The organism is Croceimicrobium sp. (assembly GCF_965228705.1).
Lineage (GTDB): Bacteria > Bacteroidota > Bacteroidia > Flavobacteriales > Schleiferiaceae > Croceimicrobium.
In genome coordinates this window covers 1,186,746-1,204,989 of record NZ_OZ245832.1, presented here as the reverse complement: position 1 = coordinate 1,204,989, position 18,244 = coordinate 1,186,746, and the positions used below count along the sequence as shown (strand labels likewise).

Genomic DNA, 18,244 nt, shown 5'->3' with positions numbered 1-18,244 from the left:
GCCTAGCGTTCTCTTAATTTGGAAAGTAAGCGCAGGATTTCAAGATAGAGCCAAATAAGGGTTACCATCAGGCCAAAAGCGCCGTACCATTCCATGTATTTTGGGGCACCTCGCTCAGCAGATTTTTCGATAAAATCAAAATCCAAAACCAGATTTAAAGCGGCAATAGCAACCACTACTAATGAAAAGATAATTCCAAAGGTGCTGGCTTCATGAATCATAGGGATAGGAAAACCAAAAAAGCTTCCTACAAAAGATATTAGGTAGATAATGGCAATGCCAAAGGTGGCCGAAATGACCATAGACCTAAATTGCTGTGTTACTTTTATTAGTCCTGAACGGAAGGCAAATAACATCCCAAAAAGCACACCGAAGGTGAGTAGAATAGCCTGCACGGCAATACCGGGGTAAGAGTATTCGAACATAGCAGAAAGGGCTCCTAAGACCAAGCCTTCTAATAAGGCATAAAGAGGGGCTAGATAGGGCGAGCTTTTAGGATTGAAAATGACAATCAGGGCAGTAAGCAAACCACCAATGCTGCCACCAATTAAATAACTTCTAAAACCTTCAAAGCTTTCAGCCTCCATAAACTGATTCCAACTGAAGATCGCCGTACAAAATACCAGGAGGCTTAAAATTGCAATTTTACCTACCGTTCCTTCAACCGTCATGCTATTGCTGGTATCGATAAAGGAGTTTTGCTTCTCGAAGGTAGAACTACGCAAAGCAGGATTGCTGGATTTAAAAAGTGACATATTTCAAAAATGCTTTAGGCCATCAAGTTAAGTAAAAGGCCCATAGGGAGAGATGCCCCCATGCAACAAGTTTTACAGGCTATGCCCACTATTGTCAGGCGATATTAAAAGCCTCTGCGAATTTGAAATTGGGGTCGGATCCAGTTGAAACCGGCCGAATCCAGTATTAAGGACCGGTCTAGGTTTAAATCGAAATATAAATCCAGATTGTCGCCTTTGTCGGGCTGTATATTACAAGGAATTTGATCCTGAGGAGAATTTAGTAAACGGAGTTCTAAGGTGTCATTTGGACGTATCAGGCGAAAGCCAGAAAGGGAAATATCGTAGGCATCAATGAATTGAGCTTCTATACTGGAGGCACCGATATAGTGTTTTTGTCGCTCTTGATTAGAAATTTGAACGAAACCGGGATCCAAATACACACTGCGAATTTCGCGGGGATCAGAACGATGAGCACGCATATATTGAAAGTCGAATTCCACTAAGCGGGTTTCACTATCCTCAGTACTGAGCTCAAAATAATAATGAAGGGTGGCAGATTTAGATTCCTCTTCTTTAGAACATGCACTAAGTAGAATAAAGAGACTGCCAAGAAGAAGTAGATTTTTAAACATAGTTGCAGAATTTGGATGAGATACAGCGAAAAGCTTACCAAAATTGCTGCTTGCTGATTGACTTTATCTATTTGACTTAAGTAGGAAACCTTAGTGATTAATACGAATACCTTCCAATAATAGTTTAAGGGCTCTTTGGGCTTCGCTCTTCCAGTGCTCACCCTGGGTATTTCCAATGGAAAAGGCCAACATCCGAATGATTAAAAGAAGATCCCTTTCCAAATCAAAATCCTCGCGTAATAATTTCTGGGCCTTAGCTCGGTTTACAGGTCCTTCCATTATTTTTAGGACGCGCTGGATTAAGGGAGTTTCATCGCCTGGGAAAAAAACAATTAATGCCTGAAAGCGGGCTTGTTGATAGGCAATCATTTCCAAAATTTTAAAACAAGCCTGCTGATCCTTTTCCAATTTTTGAGCATAGTGATCTAGCAGATCAATATTGTATTCAAAAACGGTTGCCACCAGAGCACCCTTATCCTTAAAGTTCCGATAAAGGGTAGGGCGGGAATTGCTTATTCGATCAGTAAGAACTTTGTGTCCTGGTACTCTAAAAAAAGTGCCGCTCAATTTGGAGCCAAAGGAGCTCGAATCATTTCTATATCTCCCGGAAGCTTCGATACCGATATGGGACGATTAGAAGAAAAAAGGGGCTCTGCGGCAATGTTGGGGATGGCCGCCATAAAACGTTTTGGAAAACCTGAGGAAATTGCAGAACTTATTGCTTTTATGGCCAGCACCAAACAAGGCTATACCACCGGTATAGACATTCCTTGCGATGGTGGTGTTACGGCTGGATATTCGGCCAAAGCCATGAAAGAAGCACTAGCAAATCAAAGTCATTAGATATGAAGGTAAACGGGAAGGTAATTGTGGTAACCGGTGCTGGTAGTGGCATGGGACGAGCCCTGAGCTTACAACTTATTAAAGAAGGCGCTCGGGTGGCAGGTATTGATATTAATGAAGAGGGACTGGAAGAAACTCGCGACCTAGCTGGTAAAGGTTCTACCGCCATGAGCACCCACGCAGTAGATATTACGGATCGCGAAAGGGTAGAAGCCTTACCGGCTGAATTAATAGCCTTGCATGGGGCTGTAGATGGAATTATCAATAATGCTGGCATCATTCAGCCCTTTGTGCCGATTAAGGATTTGGCTTACGATCGCATTGAGCGGATCTTTAATATCAATTTGTATGGGACTCTCTACATGGTGAAGTCTTTCTTACCCGTTTTATTGGAAAGACCCGAAGCGCATATTGTGAATATTTCCAGTATGGGCGGTTTTATTCCTTTTCCCGGTCAGAGCTTTTATGGCGCTTCTAAAGCTGCGGTAAAACTGCTAACGGAAGGTTTATACGCCGAGTTAAAGGAGACCAATGTCAAGGTCACCGTGGTTCATCCGGGAGCGGTAAATACCAATATCACCAAAAATTCTAATGTGGAGATGCGTTCGGATGTAAGTGCTGAAGAACAGGCCTCCATGACCTTATCTGCCGAGAAGGCTGCCGAGATAATTCTCAATGGAATGAAAGCGGATAAATACCGGATAATGGTAGGTAAGGATGCCCGTTTTCTCGATTTATTCTATCGCTTTAGTCCAAAACGGGCCGTTGATTTTATCACGAAGAAAATGGCTCAGATGGCCAAGGCATCCTAGCATCTTATACTATTAGCAACCTGATACCATTAAAGCAGCGGTCTTATTTTAAGATCGCTGTTTTCGTTTTACAAGCCCAAGAAAAAGACTTCCAAAAGCTAAAAAAGTGAAAAAGAGCAAGCCAATATTTTGAAGGCTTTGGGTCCAGCCTATTTCATCAACCTGAAGAAAGGGATAAGGGTAAAAGCCGGAGTAGGCACCGCGAATCAAAATATAAATCAGATAGATTAAAGGGTAGATGAGAAACCAAGGGATTTGTTCCCATTTAAGCAATTTAGCATCCTCATAAAGCCACCAATAAATTAAGCTTAGAAAGGGAATTAAGCTGTGTAAAAGCTCGTCCACTACCATAGCTAAACCTTGTGGCTCCCAAATAGAGCGTAGTGCAATTTGATATATTAATCCTACAATAAAAATGTATACGGTAAGTGCAGTTAATAGGGCCGGTTTACGAAGTCTTTTAGAACCGGCCAACTCAAAGCTGTGGTAAATGGCTACCATGCTATTGGTTAATATGGTGAAGAAACTAAAGAAGCGAATCAGAGTTTCTGTGGGGGAAACTTCGCTTGTATCTATCATGAGTTTAAACTGACTAATCACAGCGAAATAGCCAATAATAACCATGATTAGAGAAAACCATCTGCGCATAAAAACTCGATTTTAAAAGGCATTAAAAGGTACAACTTCCTGGAATGCTGAAATTCTAAGTTTCGACTGCGGAATTGAGATTATGCTAACTTAGCAGGGAATCCCCTTTTACATGGAAAAACGTGTTTATCAGTTTTCGATTTTAATCCTTTTACTTTCTAATAGTTTTGCTGTTAAAGCCCAACATTCTGTGGCCCGGCAATGGAATGAGGTGCTTTTAGAAGGGATTCGCCATGATCTCGCTCGTCCAACTATTCACGCTCGAAATCTTTTCCATACATCCGTACTTATGTATGATGCCTGGGCAGTTTATGATCCGGTTGCGGAGCCTTATTTTTTAGGGAAGCGCCTGCATGGTTTTGCGTGCTTATTTACGGGAGTTCCCATACCCGGTGATAGGCAGGCAGCTCAAGAGGAAACGATATCCTATGCAGCCTATCGATTATTAAAACATCGTTTTGCCCACAGTCCAGGTGCAGAAGAGAGCCTTTTTCTTTACGATTCATTAATGGATAAATTAGGCTATGATCGAAATTTTAGTAGCTCGGATTATAGTGATGGAAATCCAGCTGCTCTCGGAAATTATTTAGCCGAGCAAATGATTTTGTATGGCTTGCAGGATGGGGCAAATGAAGGAAATGGCTATCGCAATCGGCATTATCGCCCGGCTAATGCTCCGCTAATTCCCGTATTGCCCGGAAACCCGGTCTTACGCGAAGTAAATCGTTGGCAACCTTTGGCTTTAGAGACCTTCGTTGATCAAGGTGGAAATTTAATTGCGGCAGATACCATTGACTTTTTAAGCCCGGAATGGGGCGAAGTGGCGGCTTTTGCACTTCAGGAGGAAGACCTGAGTATATACCGCCGAAATAACTATGATTATTGGGTATTCCATGATCCGGGGGCGCCTCCGCATCTGGATACCTTGAAAGGTTTGGATGATTATTATAAATGGTCCTTTAGTTTGGTCTCTACCTGGTCGTCTCATATGGATACTACAGATGGAGTGATTTGGGATATTTCCCCTGCTTCCATAGGTAATGTGCAGAGCTATCCTCAAAATGAGGCAGAAATGCGACAGTTTTATGATTTAAGGGAAGGGGGTGATCCTGGACAGGGATATACTGTAAATCCCGTAACGGGTCAGCCCTATCAGCCCCAATATGTTCGTCGTGGCGATTATGCGCGAGTTCTGGCGGAGTTTTGGGCGGATGGTCCTGATTCCGAAACTCCGCCTGGACATTGGTTTACCCTGCTCAATTATGTGAATGATCATCCTCTGTTTGAAAAGCGCCTGCATGGAGAAGGGCCAATTTTAAACGAGCTGGAATGGGATGTGAAAGCTTATTTCGCCATGGGAGGCGCCATGCATGATGCCGCTATCGGATCATGGGGCTGCAAGGGATGGTATGATTACCTACGACCAATTTCAGCCTTGCGTTTTATGGCTGATCGCGGACAAAGTTCTTATCCTAATAAACCCCGTTTTAACCCACGAGGATTACCCTTGATTCCAGGTTTAATTGAGCAGGTAGATTCCAATGATGCCTTAGTAGGCCCTTCCAGTGTGCATTGGGGGAAAATAAAAGTCAAGGCTTGGATGGGGCCCGACTCGATTAGTGATCCTGAGCTTGATATGGCGGGAGTAGGCTGGATATTGGCGGAAAACTGGTGGCCCTATCAAAGACCCACTTTTGTAACCCCACCTTTTGCGGGCTATTTATCAGGACATTCGACTTTCTCCAGAGCAGCGGCAGAAATTATGACTCTGCTTACTGGTGATCCTTATTTCCCAGGAGGGATGGGAGAATTTCATGCCCCCAAGAATCAATTTTTGGTATTTGAAGAAGGGCCCAGTCAGGATATAATTTTGCAATGGGCCAAATACACCGACGCCTCCGATCAATGCAGTTTATCGCGTATTTGGGGAGGAATCCATCCACCGGTAGATGATATTCCCGGTAGAATAATGGGGAAAGAGATTGGTACAGATGCTTTCAATTTTGCCTTGAGTTATTTCAGTGGAGAACAAGGCCTGGCGGGCTCTGATCGGAACTTATTGCAAGCTTACCCTAATCCTGTGCCCAACCAGGAAGATTGCCTGGTACAAAACAATTTCTCGGAAGCGATAAGCATTCAACTTCTTAATTTAAATGGCGAGCTCGTTTATCAGGAAAACATTCCGGCTAAAACCAATGCCAAGCAATTCTTAATACCCATGCGGCATTTAAGTAGAGGCTTGTATCTCTTGCGATTGGATGGAGCTACAAAGCAGTGGGCTCAATTAGTAGTGAAGCAATAGAATAGTTTATCCGTCCTTTTTTTCCTTCAAAAGTTCATGAATAGCATCCTGTGCGCCAGGCTGAAGCTTTTGATTCCTTTTGGCCATTAACTGCTCCTCAGTCAGGTTTTGAAATTTCTGTTTGAACTGTTCTTGACTGGATAGCCTTTGTTGCGCTTTTTGCTCAGGACTGCGTCCCAGTATTTTTAACCAAGCGGATTTGATCTCTTTCCATCGACCAATCAATAAGATCAAGGTCAAGATGAGTGGAATTACCAGAATTTTAGGAAAAACACCTATATGAAAGAAGAGGTCGTAGACGGGAGATAGGGTTGTGATTTTTAGGCTTGCTAAAATCAAAATAATAAATAATGGCCCTGTAATTCGAAACCACTTGAAAGATTGCGCAAGGCGAAGAATAATCCAAGCAATGCAATTGAAGTAAAATAGGTAAGGTAGGCTAAACCCTTTAAATTGCGCGTAGATTAGATTGATAAGACAAATGAGTCCAAACACGAAAAGGACAAGGTTTTCAACCTTTATTTTGGAGCGAATACCAGACATCATGGATACTTAAATTGAATTAAGCCTTTCTAAGTATTTTCTCCATTTTCTTGCCCTTCGCCAATTCATCTACCAGTTTGTCCAAATAGCGAACCTTTTGACTGAGGGGATTTTCAATTTCCTCAACTCGATAACCACAAATCACACCTTTGATAAGATGCGCATTTGGATTGAGACTGGCTTGGTCGAAGAATTCCCCAAAGCTTGATTTTTGATCGATATGCACTTGAAGATCAGCTTCATTATAGCCCGTTAGCCACTCAATTACCTCAAGCAATTCGGCCTTAGTTCGACCCTTGCGTTCTACCTTGTTGATATAATGTGGATACACCGATGCAAAACTTAGTTTGGCGATCTTTTCATCTTGAGCAGTACTATTCATTTTGAGAGCTTTTTGGAATGAGCAAAGTACTAATTTATTAGGGTAGGATGGGCTTAAAGCTTAGAAGCCTTCAAGACTTTAGCCCTTCATTTAGCAGATAAGTCTACCTTTATTCCATGCAAGAAAAAGCACAAGAATCAATTTGGGTTTTGGGCGCTACCGGTTATGTTGGAAAGGCCCTGAGTTTGGAATTACTTGCTGATACAAATGAAGAGGCTTTACTAAGCTGTTTTGGTAATCGCCGTGTGGATTTGGAATTGATGGAGCGCAGTAATTTTATCCTTAACCCTTTGGAAGAATTAGATGCCCATTGGTTAAAACGTTTTCCTCCCAAGGTCATTTATCATTGTGCCCGTTTAGCGGGTTCGACACCGAAGAAACGCAAGGAAGCTGCTTTAAAAGGTGCGCAGGCAAATAGACGCTTGATTGCATTGTTGAAAAAGATGGAGACGCCGCCAGTAATAGTCTATTGCAGCGGAACCTTAATGTATGGGCCACAGGTTCAGGAGATCGACGAAAGTGCTCCCTTAGCACCAACCGCCTATGCTAAGCAATATGCTATTGCCGAACAACCTTGGATTGAAGCACAGAAGGAAGGTGTTTTAGATGTGCGCATGGCTAGACCGGCTTGGATATTTGGTCCGGATTCCTGGTTCTTGCATTTCTTTTTGAAAGTTGCCTGGGAGCATGGTGCAGTACCTTATTATGGAGATGGGCAACAAATGATGTCGCTCTTGCCTTTAGGAGATTGCGCCGGTCAATTAAAGCATTGCTATCAAGAAGGTGAGCCCGGAAAAGATTATAATCTATATGGTTTTGCACCGATATCCCAAAAGGAATTTGCGGAGGCTGTAGCTCAAATTATGGGACTGGAAGCCCGCAATATTCCTTTAACAGCATGTATGGAACGATTTGGCGAGACGGTTACCGAAGCCTTGTGTTCCAATATTCCGGTTCGCACTCAGCATCAAAGCTGGAAGGAGACATATACGCCTTACTACCAAGACTTAAGTTCTCTGCTACAATCTGTTATTGAGGAAGCAAAAGCATTTAGTCTGCTTTCCTGAATTCGTAGAGAGCATATTCTCCAAATTCACCCAAAGGACCTTTACTTAGATTACGGTCCAACTTCCATAGTTTTTGCAATATGGCGGCAGGTAGCTTTTGATGTAAGCCGTGGTAATACCAGGCGGGATATGCAATGCTAAATCCTTCACGCTTCAAGCAATGTAAATTAGCTTGTTTGGCCATTGCTTTTATTTGTCTGCTGGAATAACATTTACTGGCCAGAAATTGGGTGGGGGAATAACCGCCCCAAACTTTTCGCAAGCGGGCAAAAGCCCAGCGAGGCTTTAATTTGAGTAGTTCAATTAGCATTCCCGCCAAGTACCATTTATTTACAAAGGTGAGTACCATTCGCCCCCCGGGAGCCATTAGTTTTTCCAATTCTTTAAAGGCCAATGGTAAATCCTCAACTGTATTAAGTGCGCCGAAGAAAACATAAATCATATCATATTTTTCATCCGGAAACAGCCTCTTAAGATCTTCCACACTGCCCTGAGCTACTTTGGTGTTTTGATGAGGTAAACTAGGAATTTTATCTGCAGTTAGATTCACCATTTCCTGAGCAATATCGATCCCAAAAAATTGACTCTCCTTAAAAATACGAGCGAAATGAATCAGGTCGAAACCCGGACCAATCCCTACTTCCAGGCCTTTTTTAAAGGGATAGCGTTTTACTTCCTCACGGAAGGCCTGCCGAATGCGTTGTAGGGCTCTATTCTTCCAATAGCGGTTCTCAAAATCGCGGGCATCCTTATCATAGTAATTACCAACATCATCGTAATAGCTCATTCTTTCTGCGACTGGGTTTGAAATTCAATCATTGCCCCAAATGACCAAAAAAGAAAGGCAAAGGCAGGTTGATTGAGGAAATTATTGAAATGCATGTGAAAGTAATAAGTGCTCAATCCTAAGAGGAAGGGAAGGTAAATGGCCTTACTGGCGGATCTGGCGGTAAAGCCCTTGAAAAACCAGCGCCCAAGAATAATGCAGAAAAGAACAACTGAGGACCAGCCATTCTCGGACAATTGCAACAATAGTTCTGAATGAGCCGTTCCCCCGGAGCCTTCTGGCGGAGAATCGGGATTATGAACCGTAAGGCGGTTTTCCAGTTTTTTCTCCTGAAAGGGGATATAGGTAAATTGATAAGTGCCTGGGCCAAAACCCCAATGCGGTCGTTCCTCAAACATTCTAAGGGCAGATACCCAGCGGTTAAGGCGTTCGATATTGCTTACATCACTTTGCACATTGGTTACCGACATGGTTTTTTCAACCAGGCTCGCATTGGGATCATAACTTTGGTAACGATTGTAGGTGAACAGTTCCTCAATTTTGGAATAGGCACCAAAACTTAATGCCAGAACAATAGCCAAAGCTGGGAGTGCAAATCGCCAAAGTGGTTTTAATTGTAATAAGGCATAGATTCCCAGCATAAAGAGGATGCTCCAAAGTGCGGCTCTGGACCCGCTGATTAAAGCTAGAACAGTAAAGGCAATAGCCATCGGCCACCAATTTCTATGCTTACTTATCTGCCCGAGGGCGAAACCTGCAATAATAGCAAGCGTAGCTCCAAAATAGGTGTGTGAATAAAAAAAGGGCTTATAGATTCCCGCCAAGGTAATGGGATTAAATTCATATTCCGCAAAATGGTATAGTCCAATAAGCATCGCAGGTAGTAAGGCCCAGGCAAAGAGTTTTATCAATTGATTGAAATTGCCTCCTTCTGCACGCCAAAGGAGGATTCCATAATAGAAGACCAACACATAGAGTCCGTTAAGAATCCAAAATTTAAGCGAGACTAAAACCAGTTCGCTAAAGATCAAACCCGGAATAAAGCTCAAAAGCCATAGGGCTGGCCAGGGAAATCGAAGGAGGAACTTCTCTTTTCGATTTTCCCAAAGCTTTATCAAAACAATGGGAGCGAGGATTACAATAATAAACTCCGCTGGCAAAACCATTTTGGCACTGTTGGAAATGGCTAGGGCTACGGAAATTGGGAGGATGAGCGCTAAACCCGGGATTAGATACCTAAATGCATTTTTAAGGTAAACGATCAAACAAAAGATTCCCGCGGCGAAGGCCAAGGCAATCCAATGCCAGTAACGATCGAAATAATAGGCCATGGCCATGGCAATGAAAGCCAGTACCAGAAGCCATTTTAATGCCTTTGGTGAGGGCATTAGGCTACTTGCTTACGGTAAATTTGCCAGGCATAGCCCGCTAAAAAACAAAGTGCTGCCGCAATTAAGCCCATGGCCCATGCAGGAATCCCGGCGGGCTCATCAGGAACTTCCGGGGCATAAATGATGTAGGATTTAGGAGCCGGAGCCTTTAGATAGGCATCTAATTGTTGTCGGCGAATTTTTAGTTGGTTGAGGGCTACAACTTCCGATCCGAAAAGATGTTCGTATTTAAACACTTCCGATGCCAAGGCGATGGAATCTTCAATGGCGGCTATACGAAGCGAGTCGAGAATGATTTGCAGACTGTCCATGTCTCGCCGTGTTTCTTTCAAACCCTCACTAACAAATGCATGAGATTGACCAACATTTTGTACTAACATGATCTGTTTAAGGGAATCGGTAAGATCTACTACTTCCTGAGCAATTTTAGCGGCGCTTTCGGGTTCCGAAGCCCAAACTTCTACCAGAACGGCATTATTACGGGTCTTTGAAACTTCGAATTTGAAATCGCTATTCGGATAGAGTGATTTCAGTTCACTTTTAATCCGCGGTGAACGCATAAGCTCAATATGTGCATCAATTTCTGCAGGAGCTCCAAAGCCAATGCCATTTTGTTCAATCTGCTTTTCCAATAAGGTAAGTGGAACAAATACGGCTATTTCAGAATAGTACTTTGCTGGTCTGATAAAACCCAGACCGAAAAAAAGGAATCCAACCACTAAACTGATGAGAATAGTAGATCTTGTCATAGAAGACTTGCTTTGCTTTGGTAATGATTGAGAATGCGGGTTTCAATGCTATCTGGAAAATAGGCAGAGGAATATTCAGAGGTTTCAAAATGCGCATTGGGGCCTTGCTTTTGATTTTGCACATGACGCTCGAATAAGGCTTGACACCATTTTTCAAAACCTGCGCCCAGAAATAAGTCCAAAAAATGTTCAAGGGCCCTTTTAATTCGGGTTGGAGACTTGCCGGATTTTTCGATATGAGCATTGGGGAAATAGTCCTGAATCCAGCTGTTTTCTTTAAACAATTGAGCTAAATACTCCGGATGATTCAGAGGAAGAACGGAAACCGCCTCTGTGGCGATATAGATATTATGCCTCTCAAAAGCCAGATGATTTTCATCCCGAAGAAGGTTAATACAGAAGTATTTTTTTGAATTTAAAAGGAATACCTTTTTAAAGACCATCAAAAAGAACTTGGCCGTCCAAACTCGATTATGGGCCGTGATCAAGAAATAATCAATATCATCATCTTCACCGGTAAGCCCCTGTTTGGAAAGAGAACCTGATATATATACTGCTCGAACAAAGGGAAAACTTTGAATGAGACGACTCATTCTTTTTGCGATGCCCAGCCACTTTTTGTTGCGTGCTTTATTCTGAATTCGAATTTCCAGACTTTTTTCACAAAGGGCATAATATCCATCGACTTCAAAAATCTCTTTTCTTGAAACAGCCTGTTTCAATTCAGATTCTAAGCTATTGAGGTCCATCTTTTCTCTTAAGTATCGATGGATTTCAGTTAAGCTTAATCCGTGATTGAAGAATTCAAAATACCATAATGTATCTCGAATCGATTCACGCAATTGCTTGCTGCTGCTGATTTGTAGAAGATCGGTAGTCATGCGGTAAAATAGGGTCGGCCTTAAGCCTTAAGCAATATAAAACCCTCCCCAGGGATTTAATTGCGCTAGTAATTCTCCTCGAATTTACTATTCTCCAATGGTTTTCCGCAATTGTACACAAGTTGTATACCGATTTAAGCCTATGCTAGCCCCCGTAAAACAAACTAGCTAAGACCTTACTACCTATTTAAATTTTGCGATTAAATGCGAAGGAATACCCTTTACAAACTAATAACTCCGTCTTTAATTTTAAAGCTATAAAGTACCATGGTATCGATGGCTTTTCCGTGTATGGTTCCGGCTTTCCATTCTTTCAGGCTTTTGAAAACGGCTACTATTTGCTCATCTAATTCCGGACTTTGAGTCTCGTTGTCTATTTTACAAGACACCATTTTGCCCTTACAATTCACAATAATGCCGATCATTCCTTCATTATTATAGTCAGATTTACCCTTTAAGAACTCAACCTGGGCATTTAGCATTTCTTCGAGTTCGGCATCCGTTTTTGGAGCCACGGCCTCCTCCTGGCCATTACCTTCGAAGGGCATAATCGATAAAACATAATTGAGATTACATACCCCTGGAACCGGGTCTTTCATTTGGACCACCGCCACCATATTACTTAAACCGCCACCATTCTGCATAGAACAGGCATTAAGAAGCAATACGAGACTTAGGTAACTGAGCAGTTTAATAGACTTAATCATAGCGAAGCATTAATTTTTGGTCCTCGAATATAGCCAGAATCCCTATGGACCTTCAACTAACTACCAATTACTAACTACAAACTACTAGTACCCAAACCAGTCTATCGTATAAAATCTAAACTCTATCAAATCACATCCTCACATTCTCCGTAATCGTAAGTCCATAGCCCGTAATACCTACCCGCTTGATTGGATTATTGGTGAGGAGTTTCACCTTGGAGATACCTAATTGATGTAATATTTGTGCACCAATACCGAAGTCACGAGCATCTTTTTTAAAGCTTACCTGGCGTGCTTTATCTCCACTTTCTTGAGCGATACGGTATTCACGAATACGCTCTAAAAGTTTGCCTTTTTGGCTGTGCTGGTTCATATAAACCACTGCACCTTTACCGGCCTCACTTACTTTGTTAAGCGCTTTTCCTAATTGGTGGCTACTATCTCCGGTGAGGATTTCAAAAATATCATGAGCCACACTAGTGCTATGCATACGCACCAATACGGGTTCATTGCGTTCCCAACTGCCTTGGGTGAGGGCAATATGGATTTGATCATTGGTAGTTTGACGGAAGGCACGCAAGCGGAACTCACCATACTCAGTATCAAGATTAAAATCCTCTTCGAGGCTAATCAAGCTTTCTGCCTCCATGCGGTAGGCCACCAGATCTTCGATACTGATCAATTTTAAATCATGCTTATCTGCAATTTCCCGCAACTGAGGTAGACGTGCCATGGTACCATCCTCGTTCATGATTTCCACAATCACTCCGGCAGGTTTCTTTCCAGCCAGACGCGCCAGGTCAATGGCGGCTTCGGTATGACCGGTACGGCGTAATACCCCACCAGGCTTAGCGATTAATGGAAAAATATGCCCGGGACGGTTTAGGTCAGAAGCTTTTGTCTTAGGATCAACTAAGGCCTGAACCGTTTTGGCACGATCGGCAGCAGAAATGCCTGTAGTAACCCCATGTCCATTTAAGTCTACCGAAACCGTAAACTGGGTATGCATGGGGTCGGTGTTTTGACGTACCATAGGGTCCAATTCCAGTTCCTTACAACGCTCTTCAATCAGAGGGGTGCAAATCAAGCCACGACCAACAATGGTCATAAAGTTGATCATTTCGGGCGTTACCATTTCGGCGGCCGCCACAAAATCGCCTTCATTTTCGCGGTCTTCATCATCCACTACGATAACCACCTTACCCGCCTTAATATCGGCAATGGCTTCATCGATGGTATTCAGTTTAAGCTTGTTTTCTTTGGGTAGGCTGCCAGGCATTTGTCTTTATTCCTTTAATGTAATTCAAGAACCCTTCAAGAAGTGCCAGGTTCATGTTGATAAAATGACCGGGATATTGGAGTAGTCCGGTCGAATATTTCTGCGAAAGTAAGATACCAAACAGTCCCAATCCTATAAAGGCCATATAAATCCCGGCTATGAGGCCGTAGAACCAATGCACGAACAGGAGCTGAGGAGCACTAATCAGCAATAAAAGCAGGAAGAAGGGGCTAATCCATCGCAATACCTTATGACTGAAGTACATCAGGCCTTGAGGCCAAAGCCGACGCCATAAGAAATGCTTGTAATGCACTAAGTTTTGAAAGTTCCCAATGCTAATGCGAACCTTACGCTTGTATTCTTCAGTAGGAGATACGCTTACATCTTCCCAAACCCGAGCCATGGGCTCCCATAAGATCCGGGCTTTGCGACTCAAGACATGCAGGGTAACAAAGAAATCTTCCATGTAAAAGAGGGGAGGGATTTCAGGGAAATAATCTCGCTTTATCAGATAACATCCGCCTTCCAGGCCCAAAGGAGCCGCAGCGGTTTTCGCTTCGGCGTACTTTATACGATTCTCTAGTTTCAGATAGGTATCCTCCTGTCCGCTAATGCCTTTCTTTTCGAAATCACCATAGTGTATATCAGCTCCCACTGCCGCCACATTTTTTTGGGATAGCATTCTGCGCACCAGGAGCTTTAAGGTCTGAGGCTCGAAGATGATATTGGCATCAGTTAAAAGCAGCAGATCGGCTTCACTGTCGTCTTTAATAAAATTAAGGATGGGGCTTTTCCCGGAACGACGTTTAAACAGATAGGGAATAAGGCGATCATCTTTCTTTTCCCAGCTTTCGAGAATGCTATTGGTACGATCGCTACTGGCATCGGAGCCTACACGAATTCGAATTTTATCTTTAGGATAATCCAGATTAAACAAGGATTGTAATTTCTCTTCTAATACAGCTTCTTCATTATAGGCCGCGAAGAGAATATCGACGCTAGGTAAATCCTCTTCACTAAGCAAACCTAAGGGCGTTTCAGAGCGCAAGCGTGCTAAAAAGAGCATCAGTAGGGGGTAGATGAAATAAGGCGTTGCAATCACCAGGAGGCTAATCCAAAAAATGTACTGCCAAAAAATTGTCATGCCTGAGTGCTCAGATTAGTGTCTGGTAAAACTGAATGAGGTCTTTACCTAATATTTGATTGTCGAAGTTATCTTCAAAGAATTGACGCGCCTGCATTTGCATCTCTTGTCGCGATTCTTTTCCGTCGAGCAAATATACCACCGCAGCGGCAAAGCTCTCAGGGTCGTCGGCGATAATTCCGTGCTTATAATTCTCTATGGCAATTCCTTCTGCGCCAATGCCGGTGCTAACCGTTGGCATGCCCCAAGCCAGAAACTCGAGCAATTTTATGCGCATTCCGCTTCCCGCTAATAAAGGAATCAGGGCAACTTGACCATGTCCAATAAAATCGCGAGCATTTTCAACAATAGGATAGAGCCATAAATTAGCACTGCCCATTTCTATAAATTCCGGAGGCATATCTCTACCTCCAAAGCCCAGGGTAGTGCTAGGTCGCGCTTCCAAAATAAGGGGCCAAACTTCCTTTAAAAACCACTCTGCACCTTGACGGTTAGGTAACCAGTCTAAGCTGGCTAAATGCACCAAATCGTACTTAGGCTCATATCCACTGATTGGTGGATTTTCATTCGGCGTAAGCCCACAGGGTGAAACGGTACTTAAGCTTCGGCCACCCCATTCACGGTAAATCTTTTGATCTTCAGAACTGATAAAGGCAATACCATCTACCTTTTCCAAACTCTTCTTTTCGAAGGCTTTAAGGCGTTGGGTTTGTAAATTTAAATAGGCCTTACGCAGAACATTTTCCTCATGCTCCACGTGGCGTTCCCAAATTTGATATTCGATATTATGTGCCCTTAAAACTACCGAAGCTTTGATGTGCTTACGAATTAACGGCAGGTATACCGCCATGGGCAAACCTTCCAGTTGAATAATATCAAAATGAGTGGTCTTTAATAGTTCCACCAGTCGTTTAGCAAGGGAGGCCTGATTAAAGCGAGATACGTGATAGGCTTGCCCACTAAGTAAGTTTAAAGCCGCTGACCATAGATTTACATTGGTGTTTACATCGAAATATTCAAGCGCAATGCCTTCTGGCTTATGCTTTTCAATTTCGGATGCTTCGCGGTAATGTTTTTGGGTATTTAAGCAAAGTAAATGCAAGTCGATATCATTAAGGCGAAGGGCCTCAACCATAGAGCGCATAGCTATACTGCTCCCGTCTTTGGCGGGAAAAGGTACTTTATTACTTAGAAGTAAAATTCTCAAGATCCAAGCTTCTTGAAACGACGGACAAAGATGTCAGAAATTTTCTGAAAGGGCTTCAAGTATAGCTCGATATTAAAGATTACAGAATCGGTAGCCGATTTATAGGTTAACCACAATCCAATTGGAAGTAGGATGAAGTTTGCGGTCCACATGGCTTGAAAGGGCGTCCAGTACATAAAACGACCTAGCTTTTCAAAGCTAAAGCTGGTTACATGGTATACAATAAAGATAAATACACTTACCACCACCGGCATCCCCATACCTCCTTTACGGATGATAGCTCCTAAGGGCGCTCCCACAAAGAATAGAACAATAACTGCAAAGGAAATTGAAAACTTTTTCTGCCATTCTAAAACATGGCGAGCGATCATCATTTTTCGCCAATTGTACTGGGCACTGGCATTGGTGAAATAAGCCCGATTTCCACGAGCGATGCGCAGGGAGTTCTGTAAAATTCTACTGCGCATTTCAGGCGCAAAATTTTCCAACAAATGGGGACTTAGACTTTCAGGGTCACCTTTAATAACAGCTTTTTGAGTACTGTCATTTTCGACGGCACTTTCTTCGGCAAGCCTTTCCTTTTCTTCTAAATCAGCATAAGCATATTTGTCTACCATTTGTCGAGCAAACTCCTGTTGCTGATTGGCTAAAAGATCATTCAAGCTGTCTACCGCGACGCTCAATTGTCGAACATTGAGCATGTCAAATTCCTTTCGCCCGGTTTTACGCAGGTCTCCCGCCTGGAAGTCGCCTAGATTAAAGCGAATCAGACTTTCTTCAAAGGCTGAGCTTACAAAGGGCTTGTTATCGCGATCCTTACGTTTCTTGGGGATAATATCTTCGTAGCTGTGACCATTATAGAGGGTAATCTCCAGAAATTGCTCATCGCTGGTCACATTCATTTTACCGCTGTCCGCAACAATTACCTTGGTATTGCCATTGTTCTGGGTATGGTCGTAGATTAAGACTTCATCCAGTAAGTTTTGGTTGGGACCGTACTTATCAGCAATCTTAATTGAATAACCTTCAATTCCGGTATAGAAAATACCCGGACGAATACTCAGGGCAGGCTTCTTATTGGTGATGTTTCGGCGTAAATTTTCACTGTGTAGGTTGGCAATGGGAATGACGTAGTTCCCAAAGAGGAAGGCACTTAGGGCTAAGAAACAGATAAAGACAAAAAGGGGACGCATTACGCGCATCAGGCTTAAGCCCGAAGATTTTAAGGCGGCTAATTCGTAGTTCTCTCCTAAGGTACCCAAGACCATAATGGAACTGAGTAAGACCGCCAGAGGAAGGGCCATGGGAACCAGGGTAGCAGAGGTATAAAAAAGGAGTTCAGCGATATAATACCATTCCACTCCGCGACCTACCAGATCGTCGATGTACTTCCAGACGAACTGCATCAATAAAAAAAGAATCATCACAATAAATGTGATGATAAAAGGTCGAAAGAAAGACCGTAAAACAAAGCGGTCAAGTATCTTCATCTATTCGGAAATGTAATAACCGGGATAGTCTGCTTTTACAAACTTAAACTGATTGGCCGGCCATTTGGCATTCTTTACCAATTTGGTAACCACTAAAGTGGTAACGGTGCCATTAGTTCCCCATTGTTTCATAGAATAAACTTCTTTGCTCTGGGCATCTATGCCAATCATAATCTTGTCGATCTCCTCGCTGGCAGTGGGCTTTAATATGACATATTGAATGCTGCGACCATTCACAGTTTCCTGGCCTCCCATCTTATAGCTATAGCCTTTCTCGTAGAAGCTAAGAATGCGTGCCGGACTTAAACCTGCCTCATCACTTTCCTCATAAGTGTTAACCTGCACTTCTTCATCCTCATGGTAAATATTATAGAGCTTATTACCTACGCGTAATTGCTCCAGAAGATCGGTTTTCAGACGGTAGTTTTCTCCTTGCAGGGCCAGCGTTCCTTTTTGCTCTTGCTTAATAGGGGGCTCAACGCGGGTATTTTCGAAAGTATAAGTGAAGCTGATCTCCAAAGCTGGATAAGCTTTCATGGTTTTGGTCGCTTCCTGTAATAAGGCTTTGGCTTCGGTATGACTTTGAGCTAATAGGAGCTGACCGGCAAAAGCGGCTATCAGTAGGGGAAATAAACGTCGCATT

General features: G+C 42.9%; 20 protein-coding genes. 4 read left to right on the top strand and 16 right to left on the bottom strand.

Annotation, left to right across the window (positions count from 1 at the left end):
• Window positions 1-2: 2 nt before the first annotated feature.
• The 3 genes from ACO05P_RS05405 to ACO05P_RS05395 all read right to left on the bottom strand — a co-directional run bounded on the left by ACO05P_RS05405 (window position 3) and on the right by ACO05P_RS05395 (window position 1,831).
• The gene (locus ACO05P_RS05405; RefSeq protein WP_421753929.1) at window positions 3-755 is read right to left on the bottom strand and encodes a Bax inhibitor-1/YccA family protein; all 753 of its coding nucleotides are present in this window, start codon (window positions 753-755) and stop codon (window positions 3-5) included.
• Between the two features lie 104 nt (window positions 756-859).
• Window positions 860-1,369, bottom strand: a complete 510-nt coding sequence (locus tag ACO05P_RS05400) for a hypothetical protein (RefSeq protein WP_421753927.1) — start codon at window positions 1,367-1,369, stop codon at window positions 860-862.
• 90 nt (window positions 1,370-1,459) lie between these two features.
• Window positions 1,460-1,831 carry a hypothetical protein gene (locus tag ACO05P_RS05395; RefSeq protein WP_421753925.1) on the bottom strand — a complete coding sequence of 124 codons (372 nt, stop codon included), beginning with the start codon at window positions 1,829-1,831 and terminating at the stop codon, window positions 1,460-1,462.
• Here ACO05P_RS05395 and ACO05P_RS05390 point away from each other — a divergent pair.
• Both ACO05P_RS05390 and ACO05P_RS05385 read left to right on the top strand, forming a co-directional pair.
• The gene (locus ACO05P_RS05390; protein ID WP_421754885.1) at window positions 1,802-2,212 is read left to right on the top strand and encodes an SDR family oxidoreductase; all 411 of its coding nucleotides are present in this window, start codon (window positions 1,802-1,804) and stop codon (window positions 2,210-2,212) included. The genes ACO05P_RS05395 and ACO05P_RS05390 overlap by 30 nt on opposite strands.
• A 2-nt stretch (window positions 2,213-2,214) precedes the next feature.
• Complete coding sequence (locus tag ACO05P_RS05385; RefSeq protein WP_421753924.1) at window positions 2,215-3,024, top strand: SDR family NAD(P)-dependent oxidoreductase; 810 nt, start codon at window positions 2,215-2,217, stop codon at window positions 3,022-3,024.
• Window positions 3,025-3,072: 48 nt separating this feature from the next.
• Here the strand turns inward: ACO05P_RS05385 and ACO05P_RS05380 are convergent, their stop codons facing one another.
• Window positions 3,073-3,672, bottom strand: coding sequence for a Pr6Pr family membrane protein (locus ACO05P_RS05380; RefSeq protein ID WP_421753923.1), 600 nt, complete (start codon window positions 3,670-3,672; stop codon window positions 3,073-3,075).
• A 112-nt stretch (window positions 3,673-3,784) separates the two neighbouring features.
• Between ACO05P_RS05380 and ACO05P_RS05375 the strand changes: the two genes are divergently transcribed.
• The gene (locus tag ACO05P_RS05375) at window positions 3,785-5,974 is read left to right on the top strand and encodes a DUF6851 domain-containing protein (RefSeq protein ID WP_421753921.1); all 2,190 of its coding nucleotides are present in this window, start codon (window positions 3,785-3,787) and stop codon (window positions 5,972-5,974) included.
• A gap of 6 nt (window positions 5,975-5,980) precedes the next feature.
• On the opposite strand, the gene ACO05P_RS05370 is transcribed toward ACO05P_RS05375, so the two are convergent.
• Both ACO05P_RS05370 and ACO05P_RS05365 read right to left on the bottom strand, forming a co-directional pair.
• Window positions 5,981-6,214 carry a hypothetical protein gene (locus tag ACO05P_RS05370; RefSeq protein ID WP_421753919.1) on the bottom strand — a complete coding sequence of 78 codons (234 nt, stop codon included), beginning with the start codon at window positions 6,212-6,214 and terminating at the stop codon, window positions 5,981-5,983.
• A gap of 322 nt (window positions 6,215-6,536) precedes the next feature.
• Window positions 6,537-6,899: a DUF2200 domain-containing protein gene (locus ACO05P_RS05365; protein ID WP_421753917.1), complete on the bottom strand. Its 363-nt coding sequence runs from the start codon at window positions 6,897-6,899 to the stop codon at window positions 6,537-6,539.
• 116 nt (window positions 6,900-7,015) lie between these two features.
• On the opposite strand from ACO05P_RS05365, the gene ACO05P_RS05360 reads away from it, so the two are divergent.
• On the top strand, window positions 7,016-7,966 hold the full coding sequence (locus ACO05P_RS05360) for an NAD-dependent epimerase/dehydratase family protein (RefSeq protein WP_421753916.1): 951 nt from the start codon (window positions 7,016-7,018) through the stop codon (window positions 7,964-7,966).
• Here the strand turns inward: ACO05P_RS05360 and ACO05P_RS05355 are convergent.
• The 10 genes from ACO05P_RS05355 to ACO05P_RS05310 all read right to left on the bottom strand — a co-directional run bounded on the left by ACO05P_RS05355 (window position 7,950) and on the right by ACO05P_RS05310 (window position 18,243).
• A complete protein-coding gene (locus ACO05P_RS05355) occupies window positions 7,950-8,753 on the bottom strand; it encodes a class I SAM-dependent methyltransferase (RefSeq protein WP_421753914.1) in 804 nt (267 codons plus the stop codon). The genes ACO05P_RS05360 and ACO05P_RS05355 overlap by 17 nt on opposite strands.
• Window positions 8,750-10,141 (bottom strand): O-antigen ligase family protein, encoded by a 1,392-nt coding sequence (locus ACO05P_RS05350; RefSeq protein ID WP_421753912.1) that lies wholly within the window; start codon window positions 10,139-10,141, stop codon window positions 8,750-8,752. Before ACO05P_RS05350 ends, ACO05P_RS05355 begins: the two co-directional genes overlap by 4 nt.
• Entirely contained in the window at window positions 10,141-10,893 is a 753-nt protein-coding gene (locus ACO05P_RS05345; protein WP_421753910.1) for a hypothetical protein, read from the bottom strand. The genes ACO05P_RS05350 and ACO05P_RS05345 overlap by 1 nt, the downstream gene beginning before the upstream one ends.
• Entirely contained in the window at window positions 10,890-11,774 is an 885-nt protein-coding gene (locus ACO05P_RS05340) for a hypothetical protein (RefSeq protein ID WP_421753909.1), read from the bottom strand. The genes ACO05P_RS05345 and ACO05P_RS05340 overlap by 4 nt, the downstream gene beginning before the upstream one ends.
• Before the next feature lie 221 nt (window positions 11,775-11,995).
• Window positions 11,996-12,481 carry a hypothetical protein gene (locus ACO05P_RS05335; RefSeq protein WP_421753908.1) on the bottom strand — a complete coding sequence of 162 codons (486 nt, stop codon included), beginning with the start codon at window positions 12,479-12,481 and terminating at the stop codon, window positions 11,996-11,998.
• Between the two features lie 130 nt (window positions 12,482-12,611).
• Complete coding sequence (ribB, locus tag ACO05P_RS05330; protein ID WP_421753907.1) at window positions 12,612-13,760, bottom strand: 3,4-dihydroxy-2-butanone-4-phosphate synthase; 1,149 nt, start codon at window positions 13,758-13,760, stop codon at window positions 12,612-12,614.
• Window positions 13,726-14,904 (bottom strand): glycosyltransferase, encoded by a 1,179-nt coding sequence (locus tag ACO05P_RS05325; protein ID WP_421753905.1) that lies wholly within the window; start codon window positions 14,902-14,904, stop codon window positions 13,726-13,728. The genes ribB and ACO05P_RS05325 overlap by 35 nt, the downstream gene beginning before the upstream one ends.
• Before the next feature lie 10 nt (window positions 14,905-14,914).
• Window positions 14,915-16,111 carry a glycosyltransferase family 4 protein gene (locus tag ACO05P_RS05320; RefSeq protein ID WP_421753903.1) on the bottom strand — a complete coding sequence of 399 codons (1,197 nt, stop codon included), beginning with the start codon at window positions 16,109-16,111 and terminating at the stop codon, window positions 14,915-14,917.
• Complete coding sequence (locus ACO05P_RS05315; protein WP_421753901.1) at window positions 16,108-17,601, bottom strand: LptF/LptG family permease; 1,494 nt, start codon at window positions 17,599-17,601, stop codon at window positions 16,108-16,110. Before ACO05P_RS05315 ends, ACO05P_RS05320 begins: the two co-directional genes overlap by 4 nt.
• Window positions 17,602-18,243 (bottom strand): LolA family protein, encoded by a 642-nt coding sequence (locus ACO05P_RS05310; protein ID WP_421753899.1) that lies wholly within the window; start codon window positions 18,241-18,243, stop codon window positions 17,602-17,604.
• Window position 18,244: the final 1 nt, after the last annotated feature.